This window comes from Sulfidibacter corallicola (genome assembly GCF_017498545.1).
Classification (GTDB): domain Bacteria; phylum Acidobacteriota; class Holophagae; order Acanthopleuribacterales; family Acanthopleuribacteraceae; genus Sulfidibacter; species Sulfidibacter corallicola.
Genome location: NZ_CP071793.1, coordinates 5,684,573 through 5,705,130, shown reverse-complemented (window position 1 = coordinate 5,705,130; position 20,558 = coordinate 5,684,573). Strand labels below are relative to the sequence as shown.

Genomic DNA, 20,558 nt, shown 5'->3' with positions numbered 1-20,558 from the left:
CTCAAGACGTCTCACCAGAGTCACATCTGTAACCCGCAGGAAGCCGATAAAGCCGATAAAACCGATAAAATCGGCCTGGGATTCCGGTTTCCTGCCCGCGCGGACCCCTCCCAAACGCGTGGCACTTTTATCGCCTTGGCCCAAATCGCTTGCCTCAAACCGCCGCCCCACCTGGCCAAACCGCTTTAAATCAAGCGCTTAAAAGCAAAAAGCCCGTAAGCGCTTGGCTTCGGGCTTCTGTAACCCGCACGGGGCGGGGAGTTCGAACTAAATTGGAGTGGTGCAGGTCTTTTTCCTGTCTCAAAACGTTATCTGCGGGGCAGATTCGTGGTTCACGAGCAGCGGCAGAAAATTATTTTTCAATTTTCTTGAATCCCTTTTTCTGCCCGAACTGGGACCGACCGGGCAGAATGGCAGGCTCTTTCAAACCGCCTCGGAATCATCCATAAAAATGAAGACGCACCGAAACCCTCCAGCCAGTAGTAGCGGCGCTGGGCGCTAGGCACAAATTCTGTCCACGAATGGGCCGCTGGGCAGAAACGAGAGCAAAGAGGTACCCACTGGCGCCTTTGTCCCGATTGAAAAGAATCGATTTTTTCTAGCACCCGGTAATGATGGCCCCAGTGTCAAGAAAGCGCTCCAGCTCCTGCCTGGAAATCGCACGATATCCACCTTCTTCAGGCCATGCTACACGGAGCTTGTCCAATTTGTAATCAAAGAGGTCGTAGTTACCGTCGAAATGAAGAATTTTCACCCTATCTCTTTTTTTGTTGCAGAACACGATCATGTCACCTTTCCGAAATCCATCGGGCACCTTGTCCCGAACTAACTCTGACAAAGAATCCATGCCAAGCCTGATATTGATCGCCCCTGGCGCAAGAAAAATTCGTTTCGGCTGTACCATCCACAACACCGCAAAACTCCCATCTATCGAAAATCGAAGCCCCATTGTAGCTAAACCATCCAAAGAAGGCATAGACAATACACCAAAACACGAAAACGCCAGGGCTCAGCCCGCCCTCTCTAGGGTCGGCGCCATCTGGCGCAACGAACCCCGACCTGAAGAGGCCGGGGCCTTTTCATTTTCAGTTCTCCCGATAGCTTTGCTCAATCAATGGCTTTGCTTTCTCTAGGTCGCTCCAGTTCCGAATGAAAACGGCAAGGTCACCGGTGCCCCAATGACCTTTTCCGGTCACATCCTCAGTGAAGCCATTTTCGAGCTCAAATTCAGTCGGGCTCAGCTTCACATACAGACGAACCATAGGATCCTGGGTCGGATAAACCAGGACGCTCACAAAATTCTTAATGTTCTTGAACGCGACGTTGTGTTTCAACTCCTTCATCTGAACATCGCCGAGACTGCCGGCAAATTCGCATACCGCGTCAAACAACGCCTTTAGTTCAGGGCTTGCTTTGCTCAGGCGGTACTGGTGCGTGTCATCGCGAACCGTGGTCGTCGTTTCTTTTCTGGGAGCCGTGGTGTCACTTTTCGGCACCGCTCCTGACTGCGAGCTGATCAGGTCGAGCAGCAGGAAAGGGCCACCCAGACCCTCGGCGCGGTGATAGCTGTATTGGAAAAGATCGACGGTCCTGTCTATTTGATTGACCGCGTAGCGATCAAACTTGGTGAAGTTTTCGGCAATCAAAATGAGACGAACGCCTGTCCAGTCAACCTTTCTCGCTGCCTCCTCACCTATTTTGTCGGCAACGATAAGCTGAAATTCGGCTTGATGGTCCACGAGCCAGTCGAGGTAATAGAGTCCCTGATTGATGACGTTATGGTTTTTGTTCCGCTTGTACTCGACGATCACAGGAAAATGGTTCTCATCCAGGCCCAATGAATCGATGCGGCCACTATGGTTTTTGCTGGTCACGTATTCCGAGGCCAGGAACCGGACACCGAGCAACGTTTCCATGTTTCGCTCGACACAAGCTTGCAGGTCTTTTTCGAGTTGGACAGGCTCGCCATGCAGTTCGACGGCTTGGTCATTTTGGATGGCAAACAATTTGAGATTCGACATTTATGAATCCTTTCACTTGAGGGAGAGGTATCTTGAGAACGTGACGGTGCAATTGCTTTGATCCGAGGATCAGGGCAAAAGCCGCAAAAAGGGCGGCACCAACGCGTACAAAAAGACGCTCGCAAAGCGTCTTCTAACCAGAAATAAACCGTCGCATCTCTGTATATCGCGAAAGATATCACAACCAGGTTAACCCAAAAATGCTAGAAAAATCACAAACACTGTGCTTGTCCATACAGGAGGTTCATTTCCCTGTCCAGACCCTACCCTCTTGGCCCCGCTGACTTTCTGGCGAGGAATCACGCACAGCCTCCCCGTTTGCTCCCCTGATCAATTTCGGCTCCAATAAAGGCTTGCCCTCCAGGTCCCAAACCTCACCTTTGCAGGTGAAGCCGATCCTGACACCTTTACCTCACGCCATAGACGACGTAGGCAACTACCATTGAGCCGGGATGACTTCCATATTCGCGAGTACAACAAACAAGGAACCTCGTTGGTACCTGGAGCGTTCCCAGCGAAGGATCTGGCGAAAACGTCAGTCCCGCCGAGATCCTTTTTGCCTTGGGGAAGACCTGGGTTATCGATCCCAGCAGATGCCAGGTCTCGATCTTCGCTTCGCCAGATATGGGGGTGGATTCCCATGGTCTGAGTATCGCTGTGTTCAGGCGAAGATGATGGTGAATCCATCTCGATTTGAGACATCCAAAAGAAGAATCTGACCAAGAACCTTCCGTACCCGCAAAACTTGTTCGGGATTCACCATTTCGACGCGGTCTTGGCAATCGTTTCCAGCGAGGGGCACGTTGAAACCCACGGAGACCCAGGAAAATGCCAAGCCACTCCCGGGAAATGAGCTGCTCGGATGATATGAATGCTTGAAAATTCAGCGTCGCGTCTTTTTTAAGCGTTGAGTCATCCCCGAAAATTCCCCGAACTCCATACCCACCTGCCTTTCGACTTTCACCTCGCCGTCTATTCCCCTCACCCGAATAGCGGTAGTCCTGATCCCGCTTTCCAAATAGGCCAATCGCAGGTTCTTCCCGCCTGGCGCTAAGAGAACCCGCACGAGAATCCCCTCTCGCTTTGCAACGTGCTCGAACTCGGCCTTCACCTTTTGGGGCCGCTCGCCTGGGCCCAGGTCCCAATAGACGAACTTCTGGGCATTGGCTTCCAAGCCTTCGAGCAGAGCGACGTGATATTTCAGGTACCGCTCTGGTGAAAGCTGAACCGAAGGCGTTGAAAATGGCCTGGCTGCTGATTTGGTCTTTATTCTTTCGAGATTTGTACTTCGGCTTGAAGATCCTTGATCAGGCTAAGCCTGGAAGTGATCATCGTCCGATGGACTATCGTACCGTTTTTACGCCCTCATTTCATTTGGCAGGACTTGTTTCGAATGGTTCTAAGCACTGGACACGCGATTACCCACCTGATGAGCCTCTTTCATGGTTCTCACCTCCGAGGCCGCACTTCTTCCCGGGCGGTGATCTCTTTACCCAAGCACTTACTGTTGACGCTTTCCTAAACGAACCCGGGTTTTGCTCGGTAGAGGACCCTGGGTCCGTCTGCTGAGCAGGGTGCTCAAAACCTGACCCGGCATCGGCGCAGTCAGGTCGAACATATGAAAATGCCAGCTTACCGAAACCCGGGAGCTCAGGCATGGCCAAACAAAGGTGTCGTGGATGTCGATGCTACTTCCGTCGACGTCCCCAAAACACCAATCAACGCTTCTGCAGCAAGCCAGAATGTCAGCGTCAACGCAAATCCTTGTGGCAGAAGGAAAAACGCAAGTCAGATCCTGACTACCGCGCCAATGATCGCGAAAGTCAACGCGTGTGGCGGGCTCGAAACCCCGACTACTGGCGCCGCCGCCCACCCCGGAAGCGCCCTCCGGCGAAGTTTGCACCAGTCCCCAAGCCGCGTAAACCAACCCAAGCAGGCCGACCGTCCCATCGCGTTCGCAATGAGGGCGCGTCAACACAGCAACTCACTGTGAATATTCAGGTTCTGGGACAGCAGGGCGACAGAACGCGCGTCAATGAGGACGTGTCGAGATGCCAACCTGCTGAAAGTGAACACCTTATACGGATCCACGTGAGCGGTATGGCAGCGGTCAATGAGGATGCGTAACTGCATGAATTCAACTCTATTACCGAATGTTGATCGACCAACAACACGCCGGTGTCAATGAGGACTCGTGCCCATCCTCCGCCGCACCGTTTAGGCTGGGACGCATGACTGCCACCAAACCCCTTCACCGCGCATTGGAAGTCCATCAACTCCAACGACCCTTCGGCCATCACCGAATCTTCGATGGTGCCGTCATCGATGCACTTGCTCGCGATCTCGATCGCCGAGGCCAACTTGTACCGGTCTCGGTGGCTCGAGGCGCCGACGGCCAACTGGTGCTGTTGGACGGCTATCGTCGGTTGGCGGCACGCGACAAGCTGCGTCGTGACACGGTGCAGTGCGAAATCTGGCCGGGAGACCCGACTCAGGGTCTCCTGACCCTGCTGGCACGGATGGGCGGCCGTTGCTGGGACGTGCTCGAAGAAGGCCTGACCCTGCGCTATCTCCACGAAGAACGGGGCATGACGGCTGAAGCGATCGCGCAGCAATCCGGCCGCAGTCAGAGCTGGGTGCGGAGTCGGTTGCGGTTGGTCTCGGAGGTGCCCGAGGAAGGCCGCACGGCGGTGATGCAGGGACGGCTTTCTCCCTGGGTCGCCGTTCGGGTGATGGCGCCGTTGACTCGCGCCAACCCGGCGCATGCGCGCCAGGTCATTGAAGCGGCGGCCAAGAACGGGCTCAGCAGCCGCGAGTGGCGTGATTGGTTCGAGGCCTACCGGGGCGCCAATCAAGTGGTACGCCAACGTCTGGTTGACCAGCCACGACTGTGGATTGAAGCCAAGCGAGAACGCGAGCTGGCTGGTGAAGGCCGTCAGCTCGCGGAAGGGCCCGAGGGGAAGTGGCGAACGACCTGTCGCCGCCTGGCGAATGGACTTCGCGGCTTGCGCCGGCAACTGCCGAGTCTGTGCCAGGGCCTGGACGAGACGGGTTGGGCCGCCGTGATGAGCGACGTCGCGAAGGTGACGCGGGAGTGGGAGGCATTGCAGAAACAATTGGAAAGGAGACAGCACGATGTTGTCAGAACCCATTCGGGAACAGATCAAGAAACTTCATCAGCAGGGCACGCCGCTGCGGGAGATCAGCCGTCAGACGGGTGTCTCGCGCAATGCGATTCGACGCCTGATCCGTCGCTGAGCGGAGGAGACCCCGCCTCCGGCCACGAGTCGACTCCATCGCCACAGCGAGTTGATCCACGAAATCTTCCAGCGCTGTCGCGGCAACGGGACGCGCGTGCACGAAATCCTCGAACAGGAACACGGCATTCGGGTCGCCTACAGCACTCTGACGCGGTTTCTTCGCGAGGTTCACCTACGAAACCCGCCCGCTTGCAAAGGGGTGTATACCTTCCAGCCCGGCGAGGAAATGCAGTTCGACACCTCGCCCCACCGAGTCCTCATCGATGGCCGCACCCAAACCCTGCAGTGTGCCGCCTTGGTGCTGGCCTACTCGCGCACCCTCTTTGCCGCCTACTATCGCCGATTCCGACGGTTCGAGGCCAAATGCTTCCTGGCCGAAGCGTTTCGCTACCTGGACGGTGCCGCGCGCACCTGTCTCATCGACAACACCTCGGTCGTCCTGGCCGCCGGCAGCGGCGCCAACGCGCAGATTTCGTCTGAAATGGCGGGCTTCGCGCGGGCCTACGGAGTCGCCTTCGCGGCCCATCGCATCAACCATCCCGAGCGCAAGGGGCGCGTCGAGAGGCCGTTCCGTTATCTGGAAACCAACTTCCTGGCAGGACGTGCGTTTGCGTCGTTGCAGGACCTCAACGCCTCGGTTCGGGATTGGTGCGATCAGGTCGCCAATCGCAAGGTCAAACGGGTACTCGGCATGTCCCCGCAGGCGGCCTACCTCATGGAGAAGCCCGGGCTTCGCGAGCTTCCGAAAGTGTGCCCGCCGGTTTACGAGTCGCTGTTTCGGATGGTCGACACGACCGGTTACATTCACGTGGAGCGCAACCGCTATTCCGTGCCCGAACGGTTGGTGGGCAAGCGGTTGGAGGTGCACCGCACCCTCTCCGAACTGAAGGTGTATTTTCGCGGGGAGTTGGTCGCCGAACACGGTCTCTGCGAGAAGCGCGACCAGCGCATCACCTTGGACGCCCATCGCCAGCGACGCTTTCTCCGGGAATCGCGCCAAGGGACCTCGGCCCAGGAGGATCTTTTACGCGGTCGCAACCCACTCCTCGACACTTACCTCGACCGCTTGAAGACACGCGTGCCCGGCCGCGGCGTCCACGCCATGAAGCGCCTGTTGCATCTGGTTCGAACCTATCCCGAAGAGGCCTTCTTCACCGCCCTCCAGCACGCCCACCATTACGGGCTCTTCGATCTGCATCGATTGGAGAAGTTGGTTCTCGACGAAGTCGCCGGGGATTACTTTCAGCTTGCGGGCGAGGAGGATTTTCAATGAGATTGAAGCTCAAGACGATCTTGGAAGATCTCAAGTTCCGGGGCATGGCTGCGGTATTGGATCGCGAACTCGACCGCGCCCAGGTCGAGGGCCTTCCCCTGGAGGATGTGCTGTACCAGTTGCTGTGCGAAGAGTCGCGTGCTCGCGCCGAGCGGGCCATGGCCTACCGCACACGCCAGGCCAAGCTACCCAGGGATTGGGCGCTGGAGAGTTTCCCGTTTGACCTGCAGCCTGGGGTCGATCGCGCGCGCATCTATTCATTGGCGACCCTGGATTTCCTCAAACGGGCGCAGAACGTCGTGTTCATCGGCACGCCGGGAACGGGCAAGACCGGTCTGGCGATTGGGTTGGCGCGCAAAGCGTTGCTCGACGGTTATCGGGTCCGTTTTTACAACGCCCAGGACATGCTCGACGATTTGTTCGCTTCCCTGGCGGACCGAAGTACCTCGCGGGTTTTGAAGTCGATGGCTTCCTACGACCTCTTGGTGATCGACGAGTTGGGTTATCTCTCGCTCAAGCCCGAACAGGTCAATGCCTTCTTCAAGTTGACCGAGATGCGTTACGGCAACAAGGCCACGATCATCACTACCAATCTCGATTACGAGAAGTGGTATCAGTTATTCAATCGCAAGCCCTTGGTGGATGCCTTGTTGGATCGACTCCGCCACCATTGCATCACGATCAAAATGAATGGGCCGTCGCTGCGAACCCCTCAGCATCCCCACCCAATCGAGGCGGCGGAAGCGGGAGGCGCTCATGACTGATCGTTCCAAGCCGAGACCCTCTGAACCGATTTGGATCATCTGGAACCTCCTCGAACAGTTGTAGGAAATCCACCGTTTGATCTGGGCGTTGTACGAGGAGCCGTTGATGGAACTGATGAACCTCCCCGAAGACCCAACTCAATTCACCGAATAATCCTCACGACAACACGATGAGAAACACAGGCCCCCACCATTGGGGGTCTTTTTTTATGCCCAGAGCCCGACTTCGCATCAACTCAGCACCCGACACGTGCGCATCGCCCGGGTCTCGTTCCCCGGGTCAAAGGTGGGTTCGTTGCCGATAGCGTCAACACACTTACTTTGGTACGGCTGCCATTCACCTTGCTGGACCTACAGTTTGGCCATGTGCTTACAGATACCGAGTTCCTCAGCGATCCGCATCACGCCCCAGTTTTGTGATGAAATTTGAGCATTACCCTAGCATCACCGGAATCGATCATGACTTTTCTCTCCAAATCAAAGTAATCCATCGAGTTTGGCCTTTCCTTCGCAGCCTTTCCCCTTCTTCTCATCAAGGAGGAGTCAGCTTTTCGTGCTGCTATTGGGTCTATTTCTCATATCGCCTAACAACACACAGAGGTCGTCGACAAACTCTACAATCCCTAGCAAATTTTCAGTGGCATTTTTCTTACAAAGGGGTAAATTAAAAAAAAGACACAACTAGCCAAAACAATCGAAAATCACCAGGAGAGCGATCATGGATGAAGCAGCCAACATTTTAATGATCACCGTTTTTTGGTTGTTAGTTATTCTCTGGATAGTTGTACCTGCAGTTACTGCTTCTCATTTTAAGGCAAGGCCGTTAATAAATAATAATAAGTCTCTTGGCCCTGTGTACTGGGGGTTTATCTTTTTATCAATCGCAATACTCCTCGACTCTATCTACTGGGCTCTCGCAAACTCTCGCAGGGTTGAATTTCTCACTCTTGATTTCGACTTTTATAACGGCTTTTATGTTTCTCTGGTAAAACTTTTGCTTCTAGCAGGGGCAGTAATGTTTGTAAGAACATTTTACAAAACACTTGAAAGGCTTGAGAATAGAGTTGAAGCATTATACTTTACTCGGTTTGCTGCTCAAAGCATTGATGCTATTGGTGTTTTGGATATAGACGGCACTGTTTTATTTTGGAATCAAGGTGCTGAGAAACTATTTGGATTTGAGTCTGCTGCTGTAGTCGGCAAATCAGTTAATAGTTTTTTAGTGCCAGACAGATACCATGAACATCTGGACAAAATATTGAATCACGTAATGTTATCAAAAAAACCAGTCCGTTTTCGGTCAAGCAGGCGAACAATTAATAGAACGGAAATTCTTGTTGATATTTCAATATCTCCGATGATTAACTCCGAGGGAACATATGAAGGCTTTTTTGGAGTAATGCGAGAGGTTCCCTTACTAGAAAAGGACTCAATTCAAACGCTGGAAGCTCTTGCAGAAAGTCTCCCTGTTCCCCTTCCCAGCAAGCTTGAATCAGATACGCAAAATAAGGAAAACACAATATTCAACCTTAAAAATATAATTGAAGAAAGGTACACAGGCTTTTTTGGAGCAAAAGTACTCTGGATGGCAATATTTACACTGGCGCCATTTATGCTAGGCTTAAAGATTGATTTTTTATCTCTGAAATTCAGCCTCGCTACGGTAGTTTATATTGTATACCATTGTTTAGGATTATATATTTGGATCAACGTTCATCAATTGAGACACTTGAATAGCCACCTGCCCGTGCACAAGAAAGAAAAAGATTACAGAAAACTTTTAAATATCCACAAGAACTTTGTCTCACACCTAGAGAAAACCGTCATTGCATTGATAATACTAACGGTATTATCAAAGGGAATGTTCACATGGGGGCATCGTGAAATAATCCTCCCTTTTCCCCCTTTTGTATATAACGTTCTTGGAGTCACCAAGCCCATAAGCGGGTCATCTATTGAAACAGAAGCAAGATCAGCTGATCTTGAAAAAGAACCATCAAAGAAGGACATAAAAACAAACAGCGAAAGTATAAAACACCAACATTCAGCAATCAGAGACCAAGTGATGCGCTTTAATCCTAAAATGATTCGAGTAGAAGGCGGAGTTATTCTTCCCCCAGAAACAGAACATAACCCATCTTATCTCCACTCGCCTCTAGAGCGTCAGCCTAAAAAAATCAACCCCTTTTTGGTTTCAGAAACAAGAATAACAAAAGAGCTTTTTCAATCTGCCATGAAAAGTTACTACATCGAAACAGGTAAGAAAAACCGATTTTCCAAGAGCTCAACATTTGCCCAGAATGATTCCCCAAATTTCAGCACAACCTGGCGAGAGTCATTGCTTTTTTGTAATAGGTTATCTGAAATGAACAATCTAGAGAAAGCGTATGAATTCAAAAAAAACAAGATCATCTTTCTTAAAGATTCAACAGGCTTTCGCTTGCTAAGTGATCATGAGTGGAGATATGCAGCGCAAATTTTTCACCCAGCACTATTTCAGGACAATCGCAATGAAAAGATCCAACTAAAATCATTTTTTAACACTAGCTCACCTCCAGTAGTTACTTCAATTAGAGCATTAACCCTAAGAGAGTTGGGGCTCTACGGAATAACCGACAACTTCCCTGAATGGATATGGAATAGTGCAATGCAAAAAAGCAAGGATGGTGAAACATATATACCTATTCCAAGTATAGAAAATTTGCAAAATGCATCCTCACAGAACCTTATTCCTCACCGAGACACCCTCCCTATATATTTATCAGAAAAACCATTTTCTGAGCGCCCGATGCATCACCGCGATGCTGGTATTCGGATCGCAAGATCCATCCCAGATAAAAATACAATCTCCAAAGAAAATCCTGAAAATTAACTGACTAGGTAAAGCACACCAGAAGGGCATCCAGGATGGAATCATTAGTCCCGACAAGAATGATCCATGCCAAGCACCCCCCATACCGATCCCAACATACTCAACTAAAGTACAGGGCCTTTTCCTCAGATTTTGGAGTTGAATCAAATTTAAGGCCGGGAGTTTGGGACGCATTTTTTGAGATTCAAACTGGGCTTGTGTCCCTTTAATAGATAAAAAAGCTGTCCTACCTCAGACACGAATACGCCATCAACCCAGGGCTTTTCCATTTTTCCTTCACCCAGCCGGCATGTGATCCCAAACTTGCCATTCTGGAACAAAAAAGGCAGCAAAGTCAGGCGCCTTTGCGTGCCATATACCTTGCCGCCCTTGTTTTAGACGCTCATATTTTTGGAATCAGTTTGAATTTAGGAGCTTTGTGAGTCGGATTTCTAACGCACCGTATCCGAATACCCCATCCTCTGGAAGTAGAGAAGCTTCTTCATCTCCAATTAGGACGCACTCAATTTCGGTATCTAAATCCTTTTCCAGGTAGGATATTCGGTAATGCTTACCTGAAATCAGGTCGGTTCGAACAAATGATGGGAGGGGCCACTTCTTGCGATCCCAAGACGGAGAAGAACCAATCACCTTCCACCCTCCATCAAAAAAACCAAGATCTCCAAAATGACCAATAAAAAAGGTATCACCTGATTGTTTTTCTTGAACTTCATCAAGAGAGGGGACTTCAGGGTATTTTTCGGGCAGGAAGTAGCCGATAATACCGCCCTTTCCATTGATTCTGGTGGCAATGCCTACACCGAAACCCGAGGTCCGTAAGGGCAAGGCAAAAAAATCGCCTTCCTTATAGGGAAGCTTTCGTCTTGGCATTATCGCTGCTCCATTTGTCGTGCCGCATCAAGGTATTCCTGTCTTCTGGAATTACGCTCGCTAATTGGGTTCTGCTTATTCATTGGCGGGTTGTACTTTTCGTGAATCACTTGTTCTCTTCCTCGTTGCTCAGGGTAGCTATCAGTTCTTTTGTCGACCTTAAACTGCAGGTCCTTTGTGTCGGGATGGCGTCTGTGCTCACCCCTTCGACGATTGAGATTCTTGCTCCGGCCAGTTCTCATGACTTGTCCGGTCTCGGGATCCTTCAACACGTAGGTTCCCCCTTTCGCAGTGTCAGCCGCGCTATCAGCTTTATCAAGAGCTTTTCCCGCATCCCCAGCGTCATCAGCCGCATTGGCGGCTTTCTTCGCATCATTCGCTTTGTCAGCAGCTCGGACAAGATCAGTTCCAGTGTCGACGATTTTTTCACCGTTGCGCAGAACTTTCAAGGCCGTTCCGGCTCCGCCAGGTACAACAGGAACCGCAGCGGCCAGACCATCGACGACCACGCCGCCTGCATCTATGGCCGCATCGAGCCAGTTGCCCTCGCGCACGTTGTAGGCGAAAGAGGCGACACCGATCCCTATGTTGAGGACATCCCAGGCGGTTTCTACCGCATTCCCATTCGGGTCGGTGCCGCTGACTGGGTTTTGATGAGTATAGGTATAGAGGTTGTAGCTGTTGGGCAAATACGGGTTGAAGTCGCGGGCACGATCCGGTTGCATGAAACATCCGGCTACAGGATCGTAGAAACGCGCACCCATGTAGATCAGCCCGTTGGGATCTTCATCGTGCCCGGTGAAGCCGTGAGCCCCCTTGTGGCGTGCCGCTTCGATCAGTGGTTGGCCGTAGGGTTCATAGGCCGCCGTAATGACTTCGTTGGTTTCACCGTTCCAGGTCACTACCGGGTTTCCGAGACGATCGCGGAAATAGTGGGTCTTCTCCACATGGATGGGCTTGCCGTTTTGGAAATCCTCCTTTTCGACATAGATGGCCTTGCCCTGGAGGGTGACGTACTGCCGCCGTTGCTTCAGTTGGTTGCCCGCGCCTGTGGCGAAGTCTTCCTCGGTGATGATCCGGCCGTCGGCGTGGCGGATGGAGTAAGTTACGGTCTGCGTGTTCTCCCGCACGGCAGCGACGCGTTGACCGAAGGCGTCGTAAAGGAAAAGCCGATCCCCTGAACCGGAGCGGTGTTCGCCATCGACCCGTCGGTCGCTCAGGACTTGGGAGATTTGGCCAGCGCGGTTGTAGCGCACTGAATGGTTCGGAGTCTGGGTCAACCGGCCTTGAACGTCGTAGGTGTAACCACCGTCCCGATGGAATCGGTTGCCCTGACCGAAGCTCGCTGAATGCGAGGCCACCGCGAGCGTGGACGTCCCCGTGTGGAAACTCATCCCCGAGCGGCTGGTCAGGTTGCCGACCTGGTCGTAGCCATAAGTGATGGCCTCGTTGTCCACGGAAAACGAATGCAACTGCCCGCGATCCGTGTAGGCGTGCCGGATCTCCGTTCGGCTGGGAAACAGGCGGTCATCGCGAGAGAACGATTCGATGAATCCCCACTCGTTGTAGGTCGTGAGGAGCCGCCGATACAGGTACTCGGGATCACCGCCATGCGGGAAGAGCTGAACCGTAACCGCTCGTCCCATCGAATCCGGCCACCAGGTGTTGAGAACCCCCATCCCCGATTCTTGACCGCGTTCGGCCACCTCAGAAAGCGCGGCCACGTCGAGCACCAGGGTTTCGTCCAATTCGGGCCTGCGTTGCTCTGCCTCAGACACGGGCTCTGTCATGCGTTGAAGCGCGGGCCCACATGCCTCGGAATCACAGCCGCCTTGGTCCCAAACCGCGCCCACCAGTTGTCCGCTGTACGGGTTGTATTGGGCTTGTTCGATCAGGTGCTCGAAGACGGGCCCCTCGGGATGGTTCGGGCCGAACCCATAGTAGACGCTTTCCGGCTGTCCGTAGTAGTGGTAGCCATAGGATTCATAGGCGCCCTCGGGATGCTGGAACCAACGCTCGCGGCCGATTTCATCGTAGGCGATGGCCAACTCATAGGAACGTTCACCGGGCATCACCTCGAAGGGAGCCCCAACACCTTCAAGGCTGGTCCCGTCCAATTGAGGCAGGGTGATCCTCATCCCCGTCAGGCGGTTGGCGTCATCGAAATCCTTGTAGGTATAGGTCACCGGCAAGCCGCCATCGGTGTACTGAACCGCCTCGGACATGCGGTTGTTGACGTCGTAAGAAAAGGTCGTCACGAGCGATTCATTGGCTTCGTTGGCTTGTCGATTCCAGGTTTCCCGGACACGGCCAAGACCGTCATAAACGAATCGAGTGACCGTCGTGGGGTTCGCGGCAGCACCTTGATACCGGTTCTCCAATAGTCCACGGCTGTTGTACGCGTAGTGGGTCGGCTCGGCGCTCTCGGGATGGGTTTCGGTCAACCGTTGTCCCAGCCAGGTGCTGACGGTGGTGCGTTCCAGCGATGCATTGCCAAAGGGTCGGACCTTGATTTCCAAGCCCTTCGTGTGTGGGAAATACTGGAAGAAGGTGCCCTGCCCATTGGTGCTCGCCATGGTCGTGCGGCCGAGGAAATCCGTTTCCTTCGTGCGTCGCAAGGCTCGGTCTATGCCGTAGGCCGTCGTGCTTTGGGAGATCACCGACCCACCATCCGCCGTTCGGGCATACGCGAAGGACGTGTCCTGAAGGATTCGAGAAGCCTGGCGCCAGGTGTGGTAAATCCGGGTGGGACGTCCGAAGACATCGTACTCGTAAGACCAATCCCCACCGAGACCGTTGGTCTTGCGCTCGATCAAGCCCAATGCGGTGTAGGTCGTGTCGCGGTTCCAAGGTTTCCAATCGATCGTGCGGATGGTTTCGCGGGTCTCCCGGCCCCAGGTGTCGAATTGCCGGAACATCACCGGAATCGTGTTGCCACTCTTGGTTCGGGTGACAATCGGAAGCGCCATCTCGGCGGTATTACGTTGCAGGGCATCGAGTCGATAGAAACGGGTCACGTAAGGATGGGTGGCTCTCGGCTGGGAGTACTCGGTGATGAGGTCGGCGGTATCCGGTTGCTCGGTTCGCGTGAGACGGCCATCCAGATCGTAGGCGTAGCTGCGGGTCACGCCATCAACGGTCTCCGTGGCCACCGAGCCGCCAGGGTTGATCGTGCGCGTGGTGTCGACGCCCTCGGGATGATCCATCCGTTGGGCCACACCGAACCGGTAGTCGTGATAGCTGGTGACCACGGTGCTGTCGCCATGGGTTTGCTGCAGGAGCAGGCCGCGAAAAGGGCCGGTTTGGTAGTAGGCGAAGGTGTCGCGCTCGCACTCGTCCCCATTGCGCCAACGGCGGATTTCCGTTGCAAAGGGGAAGATCGCGTTCTCGTACTTGTAGGTCGTGCGTCCGGTGGTTTCCATGATCGCGCCGCGTTGGAAGGTCTCCAAAACCTCGCTGGTGAGATTCAGGGCATAAGGGTCATCAAAGGTGTGGTCGTGTTCGCCAAACGCTCTGACGGCCCGATGCTCGTAGTCAAAGGATTTGCGCAATACGTGGGAACCATTGCGGGCCTGGCGGATGACCGCGGTCGGTTGCATGAAGTGGACATCGAAATGCTGGCCGTCGAGGCCCCCTTCATCGAACCATGAGTAGTGGTAATCGGTATCGAGCCAGACTTGCTCCTCGCGCTGGCTGTGACGGCGGAGCGCATGCACTTGTACCTGATCGCCACCGGCATGGCCGCCGATCGTGAGCGGTGGTGTATAGGTCCAGGTCTCTTCGTAGCTGGAATCCCGATAGGTAACGGTTCGGGTCCTGGGGCGGCCAACGACGTGGCTTTGGTCCCATGTTTGGAACAAGGTGTGGTGGATGGGCGTGTTGACGTAGCTGGTCACCCGCTCATAGGCCACCCCGCCATTGAGTTCGGTCACGGTGACATCGATCCGCCCCTCATCCCAGGAGGTGCCGCGTTCCTCATCCGAGGTCCATTGCCGGTAGTCAAAACGGTACCGGCCACCGGCATAGGAAAGTTCGCGGAGGCGCACGTACCGACGAGATCGGGTGGTAAGTACTTCACAACCATCATCTCGCGGAGCGCGGCAGTCGCTGGTATCCACCTCGACATATTGGAACAACTGTGATGCGTACTGATACCGAACGGTCCCCCCTGTCGGTAGGGTCATGGCGGTGACATAGGGTACCCGCTCGCCGATATCTTCGGTGGTGAACACCGTTTCGTGCCCCAGCGGTGTGATCACCTTGTGGAGCACCGTGAACGCCTGGCCTGCGGCCTGGACGGTCTGGTATTCGAAGGTGCGCAACAATTGAGAGCCTTGGTCGGATTCCAGAGTGACCCGCTTCAACCTGTCACCTTCGTAATGGAACTGCAAGGCTCGCCCAAAGGAATCGGCTACCCGATCGATGAGCGCCGAGTCCGGCAAGGTGCCGTCGGGATCACTGCCTCCGACGTAGGAGATCGAAAGAGTGCGTTGGTTTGGGAGCCGGATTTCGACCGGGTAGAAGCGCACGGCCGTCGCATTGTTCCAATCCGTGACGCGACGAACCGCCTGGTACTCAGTGCGCTGGCCATTGGGGTCCATTAGGAAATAGCTGTTTTGGGAAAAGCCTTCTAGGGAGGTTCCGTCCAAGGTGCGTGCCCGAGTGATCCGGCGCAACTGATCATCGATGAAGTGGATGTCGGCATGGACCGGCGCACAACCATCGGGTAGGCAGGCATCACTGGCGCCACCATTTGAGGCGTCGGCCTGAAAGACGCCATCTCGGCCGAACACGCTGACGTTGCCCGCCGTATCGACGAACCGCACGCGTTCCCAGTCGGACGAGGACGGCGTGGTGCCGTGCCCAAAGATCGCGTTGCGGGCCAAGATGTAGCCGAAGTTGAAGCTCCAACCGTAACCTAGCCCCTGGCCGGCGGGTGCCTCGTTCATCGGGCAGAGTCGGAACCCGCTCTCGTCGTCGCAATATTTTTCCTGCGGAGACTTGTAAAGGGGCTGCAGGAACATGCCGGGTACCCCGATCGGGTCGAGGGCGATGTTGAGCTTGCCGGTGAACTCGTTGACGGTCGTATGAGGGGCGGTCGTATCTGCGCCCAGGTAGTTGGCATCTGAAGAGAGTGCCACGACACCGTTCTGCGGTTCTGTTAGGGCTGGATTGCGTGAAACGGCGTTCTCTTGCTGTTCAGTCTCGGAGGCGAAGAGCGGCAGGACCAGAAGGAAAAATAAAAGGCTCGTTCGGATAGGGCGCGGGAATTGGGATGGGAACAACATCAAAGACTCCTGGGACTCGATGGACGGGTCCAAAAAAATGGTCAATGGGCGATGCTGAATGGGTGCACCGCTCGGATAGGGGCTATCGCCAAGGCAGGCCACGGCCAGGCCGCACATCGGAGCGCGGATCGCCTTGGTATGAAATGGGTTTGGTTTTCTTCTCTCAGGCTGGGGTTCTGATCGTGCGGATAGCCTGGAAACATTCAAGTTGAGGGCGAAAGGTCGAAAAGGAGAAACCAGCTATGGTTCGAAAAAGGAAGTGGAACCATCTGAAAAACGCCAGGTGTGGGCTAGGGCCATGATATCAAGTCAAAAGGACAGCCCCTGTCACCTCTACAAGACCAGGATCTCTCTCGAATCGCGGAACGGCACTGGCATTCAGAGACGTTCCACTTTGCGGAAAAAAGGCCGGGCATGACAGGAACCCGCACATCCCCGGCAAATCTTTCCATTTCCATGTCTACATTTGTCTGCTGGATGCCTGGTCAGGTTTGGGTGGTTTCGTTCCAGGCAAGGGTTCTCGTTTTGCGTAAGCCCCTGGATGAATCGCCTCAATCAGGCCGACGCGGATGGATTAGGCGGGATGGCCCAGAAAGGCGCATACCCAACGTTTGGATTGAAGTGGGCGGTCAAGGCAGAAACACCACCACGGCCGTGATGTTGTCTTTGCCGCCGAGGTCATTGGCGACTTCGATCAAATTCCTGACGACCCGGACGGGTGAAACACCGGGTTCGCCCAAGATCTCCGATAGTCGGTCATGCTGGATCATGCGATGAACGCCGTCGGAACAAAGCAGCACACGGTCACCGGGCTGGATCTTTTCCTCGACCTCTTCGATGGCCACCTTCTCTGAGCCCAGACAGAAACAAAGCTGGTTCTGCCCGAAATGGTCCTGGGCTTGTTGCGGCGTAAGCTTTCCTGAATCGAGCAGGACCTGGGTCAAGGTGTGGTCCCTGGTCAATTGCCGAAGGTCCCCATCCCGCCACAGATAGGCCCTCGAATCGCCCACGTGGCTGACGTGAAGGATTCCATCAGCGACGATAGCGCCGATGAGCGTCGCGCCCATGCCTGACCAGGCGGGGTTGGATTCGACAGCCTTCAGCAACGCCTTGTGGGAATCTTGGATCGCGCAAAACAAGATCCCAGAGCACAAGCTCGGCGCCTGGTCAAAATCGGCTTTAGGCCAGTGGATCGGCCAAACCCAACGGTCGTTCGACCTGGCGTCCGCCATGCTTCGCTGGAACTGGCGGATCGCTAGCTTACTGGCCACATCGCCCGCGTTCTCGCCGCCAAGGCCATCACTGACAGCAAAAGTGCCCAGGTCGGGGTCCATCCAAAAGCAATCCTCGTTCACCGCTCGAACTCGGCCGATATGGGTGGCCCCGAAGGCGGACAACGAACGCAGACTTGCGTTGTGCTGTAGTACTCGATTGGGCCATCTCACCAGCCAGGTGATCACCTTCATCATGCGGCGAAAGGTTCGACTCCAATGGAATCCTCCCTTTGTCATTCAACCTCTTTTCGATTTCTGCGGAAAGCGCAAGTTCCCCCTATGAGTGGGAGCAACGGAAGGGCCACGACAGCAACAGTTCAGGTCCCTTGATCCCGAGAGAGTGAACGCTCGAAGCCTCGGGTCGGAAGAACAGCGAATCATTCGTCTGTCGTGAGCAAAAAGAACAGGCCCTAAAACCGACGGCACCAGGAGGCGAACCGAAAAGGATCGACACGCCCATAGGACCGGATCGTTTTAGGGGGTAGGTTCCCGCCGGTCACTGAGAGCACCGACGAGAACCCAAGCGAACACCGGTATGAGCCCCAGAGAAGGCCCTGGGAAAATGACGTCCATACCGGATGAGCGATAGTTTTACCGGCAAAAAACCAAGCTGGCTATAGGGTAAAAAGGTGACCCCAAAACCCTAGAATCAGGCTCCTTTTGAGGATCAAGCCGTTTTATGCCAGATGTTTAAAAAGTAACCCTGTGCTGCATGTTGTGTGATATTTGTCACGGTTCCCAAGGCGACTTGAAAAGTAAAAAGCCTCCAACAGAAGCGAGTCTGGCGGAGGCTTGGAGAAGCGCGAGGCTTGAAAAAAATCAGACAATCAAATCAATTCCTGCCAGCCGGCCTTCCTCTGGTTGTGGTGAAGTATCTGCTTTCGGAAAATCATCCTGAGTCTCAGCCGCTTGAAGTGCTTGAGGAGAAAGTTCAATTTCATCAAGTTTGGGAATCTCAGAACCCACGGCACTAATTGGAGAAGTTCTACCTTCGGCTTTCAGTTGTAGTTGCTGCCCCTCTGGAGGAGTAATCCTTAATCTTGGTGGGTCATCGGCACCCGGGTCTCCCACAGGGAAAGTGTTTGACATTTCAGGGACTCCATTCTTTTACATATTCGGTGTTCGCTTGTAACATCGAGTTTGGATGCCGAGCGAGGTAGGCATCCAAGGTCCCGATGATCCAACTATACCGAATATCGTCCCCATTTTGCTTCGCGATGAGAGCTTCGGGAATCAAGGTAAAATGCCAAAGGCGGCTATCCTGCATTTCCACCGCAATTTGCTGAGCTTCCATACTAGAGAAGGATGGAGCTATGGAAAGAATTGCTTCCCATGTGGAAATATCCTTTAAAAACCAGGCGAGCTTGCGCTTGTCGCCGGTTTTTCGACATGCTTCGGCACCCAGTAAAGCCCACTGATAACCTGTCTCTGCATCTGTGGAAAGGTCGACCTGAGCACGCGCATGGCCAGCCTGAATCTTCCAGTAGCCTGGGTTTTCCTCATCTATCATGGATACAGCTTCTGCTAAAAGATCTTGATCGCGAAGTCGCCTGCCCAAACTAATCAGAATCCCGGCCCGCTGCAAATCCGTCAGACCGTCATAATCAAGTGCACTGTAAAAATACTTGTGACCCAGTTCTCGATTGCCCTCGTCCCAAAAAATCATGCCTAACAAGTGGTAACATAAAGCCCGAACCTCTGGATTGCCTGTTTTTAGAGCGTGCCACGCAAGGGATTTCGCTTCATTTCGGCGGTTATCAAAGAAAAGTAGAAAAGCTTGCTCGTACTCCTGCCTGGGTGAAGGCGATTTGTTAGATTCAGCCAGGCTGAGTGCGGCCTTTGTCCCTTTGTTTTTTCGAACATCGAAAACACCACGTCGAATAAATTCGGCTGTCCCTGCTGTAGTGATGAAAAAAATAGCAACTAATGCTATTGCTATTTTTCGAGAAAAACCACTTCTGTTTTCTCGCTCAGCTTTTACTTGGATTTTAAACAGCTCCTCCCGAGCTTCATCGTGTTTTCGTTTCCAGAATGCGGTTTCTTCTGGCATGGGCGCTGCTTCGGCATAATCTGGGTCCGTAATATCGTGGATTTGCAGGCGCCTACCCTTTTTTGGCGCTTGAACAATTAGATATGGAGGGCTTTCCAAAAGTGGATTCATCCCTTTCTCAATGCGAAGCAGCCCCTCACGCAAAAACTCCGCAACCTGCTGAGAGTCTTTATTTTTAAAATTCTTCAGTTGGTCGATTTTTTGTGACACTTCTTTAACCTCGGAGAGCTTTGAATTCTTGGTTTAGCTCTGAGAAATCCTTTGACTCGGAAGGGATTTCGTCAATCAGACCAAGATCGTATTTCCACACACTTGCCAGGGCTCCAGTTGTCATTTGACCAGTATAGGGGGATTGATATTTGACAACTTTTCCTTCAAACACAGATTTTTTCATGCGCTTTCTTAACGTTCTGACGAGTTTTTCCTCGTCCTTATTTGGGTCGTAGCCCACCGCCAAACAGTATGGTTCCCAAACCCCGGCTCTCTTTGCGCGATGGACCACATCGGTGGGTGAAACCAATTCATCGGAGGGAATACTTTCAAACAAGACTGAGTAACGATTGTGTGTTGCCATGAGTCATGTTCCGTTTCTACAGATTAATTCAAGTAGAGCAGTGTGATCTACAAGTACAGGCTGACCAGGCTGTTAATGGCACTTGTACCCAAATAAGAGAGCCCTGAAATCGTGCGGCCGGTCAGAGAAATTTTACGCACGAGTATAGCCGTCCGGCTTTTTCAGGTACAGTCTTTTGTTCGCAGCCGAAGTAGGCACCGCAACCCACTCGAACTCACATGCGCAGAGTTTGGAGGCAATTTGGCAAATTTCCTCAAATACTCAAAAAACCAAATGGCGGCGCCTTGGCGCCATCATGAGTGCTGACCCAAT

At 53.5% G+C, this 20,558-nt stretch carries 12 protein-coding genes and 1 pseudogene; 5 read left to right on the top strand and 8 right to left on the bottom strand.

Annotation, left to right across the window (positions count from 1 at the left end):
* Positions 1-598: 598 nt before the first annotated feature.
* A complete protein-coding gene (gene tnpB, locus J3U87_RS17400; RefSeq protein WP_237384327.1) occupies positions 599-976 on the bottom strand; it encodes an IS66 family insertion sequence element accessory protein TnpB in 378 nt (125 codons plus the stop codon).
* 109 nt (positions 977-1,085) lie between these two features.
* Positions 1,086-2,021, bottom strand: coding sequence for a DUF5655 domain-containing protein (locus tag J3U87_RS17395; protein ID WP_237384326.1), 936 nt, complete (start codon positions 2,019-2,021; stop codon positions 1,086-1,088).
* A 2,153-nt stretch (positions 2,022-4,174) separates the two neighbouring features.
* Between J3U87_RS17395 and J3U87_RS35510 the strand changes: the two are divergent.
* The 5 genes and pseudogenes from J3U87_RS35510 to J3U87_RS17370 form a co-directional block, all read left to right on the top strand.
* Positions 4,175-4,792, top strand: a pseudogene (locus J3U87_RS35510) (ParB/RepB/Spo0J family partition protein); the annotation flags it as partial.
* A 364-nt stretch (positions 4,793-5,156) separates the two neighbouring features.
* A complete protein-coding gene (locus tag J3U87_RS17385) occupies positions 5,157-5,279 on the top strand; it encodes a helix-turn-helix domain-containing protein (protein WP_237384324.1) in 123 nt (40 codons plus the stop codon).
* Positions 5,280-5,375: 96 nt separating this feature from the next.
* On the top strand, positions 5,376-6,554 hold the full coding sequence (locus J3U87_RS17380) for a Mu transposase domain-containing protein (RefSeq protein ID WP_237384323.1): 1,179 nt from the start codon (positions 5,376-5,378) through the stop codon (positions 6,552-6,554).
* Entirely contained in the window at positions 6,551-7,318 is a 768-nt protein-coding gene (gene istB, locus J3U87_RS17375) for an IS21-like element helper ATPase IstB (protein WP_237380620.1), read from the top strand. The genes J3U87_RS17380 and istB overlap by 4 nt, the downstream gene beginning before the upstream one ends.
* Positions 7,319-8,036: 718 nt before the next feature.
* On the top strand, positions 8,037-10,190 hold the full coding sequence (locus J3U87_RS17370; protein WP_237384322.1) for a PAS domain-containing protein: 2,154 nt from the start codon (positions 8,037-8,039) through the stop codon (positions 10,188-10,190).
* A gap of 396 nt (positions 10,191-10,586) precedes the next feature.
* Here the strand turns inward: J3U87_RS17370 and J3U87_RS17365 are convergent, their stop codons facing one another.
* The 6 genes from J3U87_RS17365 to J3U87_RS17340 form a co-directional block, all read right to left on the bottom strand.
* Positions 10,587-11,060, bottom strand: a complete 474-nt coding sequence (locus J3U87_RS17365; RefSeq protein ID WP_237384321.1) for an Imm26 family immunity protein — start codon at positions 11,058-11,060, stop codon at positions 10,587-10,589.
* Positions 11,060-16,201 (bottom strand): RHS repeat domain-containing protein, encoded by a 5,142-nt coding sequence (locus J3U87_RS17360; RefSeq protein ID WP_237384320.1) that lies wholly within the window; start codon positions 16,199-16,201, stop codon positions 11,060-11,062. Before J3U87_RS17360 ends, J3U87_RS17365 begins: the two co-directional genes overlap by 1 nt.
* A 776-nt stretch (positions 16,202-16,977) precedes the next feature.
* The gene (locus J3U87_RS17355) at positions 16,978-17,817 is read right to left on the bottom strand and encodes a PP2C family protein-serine/threonine phosphatase (RefSeq protein WP_237384319.1); all 840 of its coding nucleotides are present in this window, start codon (positions 17,815-17,817) and stop codon (positions 16,978-16,980) included.
* A gap of 624 nt (positions 17,818-18,441) precedes the next feature.
* Positions 18,442-18,711: a hypothetical protein gene (locus J3U87_RS17350; RefSeq protein WP_237384318.1), complete on the bottom strand. Its 270-nt coding sequence runs from the start codon at positions 18,709-18,711 to the stop codon at positions 18,442-18,444.
* 1 nt (position 18,712) lies between these two features.
* Positions 18,713-19,882 carry a hypothetical protein gene (locus tag J3U87_RS17345; protein WP_237384317.1) on the bottom strand — a complete coding sequence of 390 codons (1,170 nt, stop codon included), beginning with the start codon at positions 19,880-19,882 and terminating at the stop codon, positions 18,713-18,715.
* Positions 19,883-19,886: 4 nt separating this feature from the next.
* On the bottom strand, positions 19,887-20,246 hold the full coding sequence (locus tag J3U87_RS17340; protein ID WP_237384316.1) for a hypothetical protein: 360 nt from the start codon (positions 20,244-20,246) through the stop codon (positions 19,887-19,889).
* Positions 20,247-20,558 lie beyond the last annotated feature (312 nt).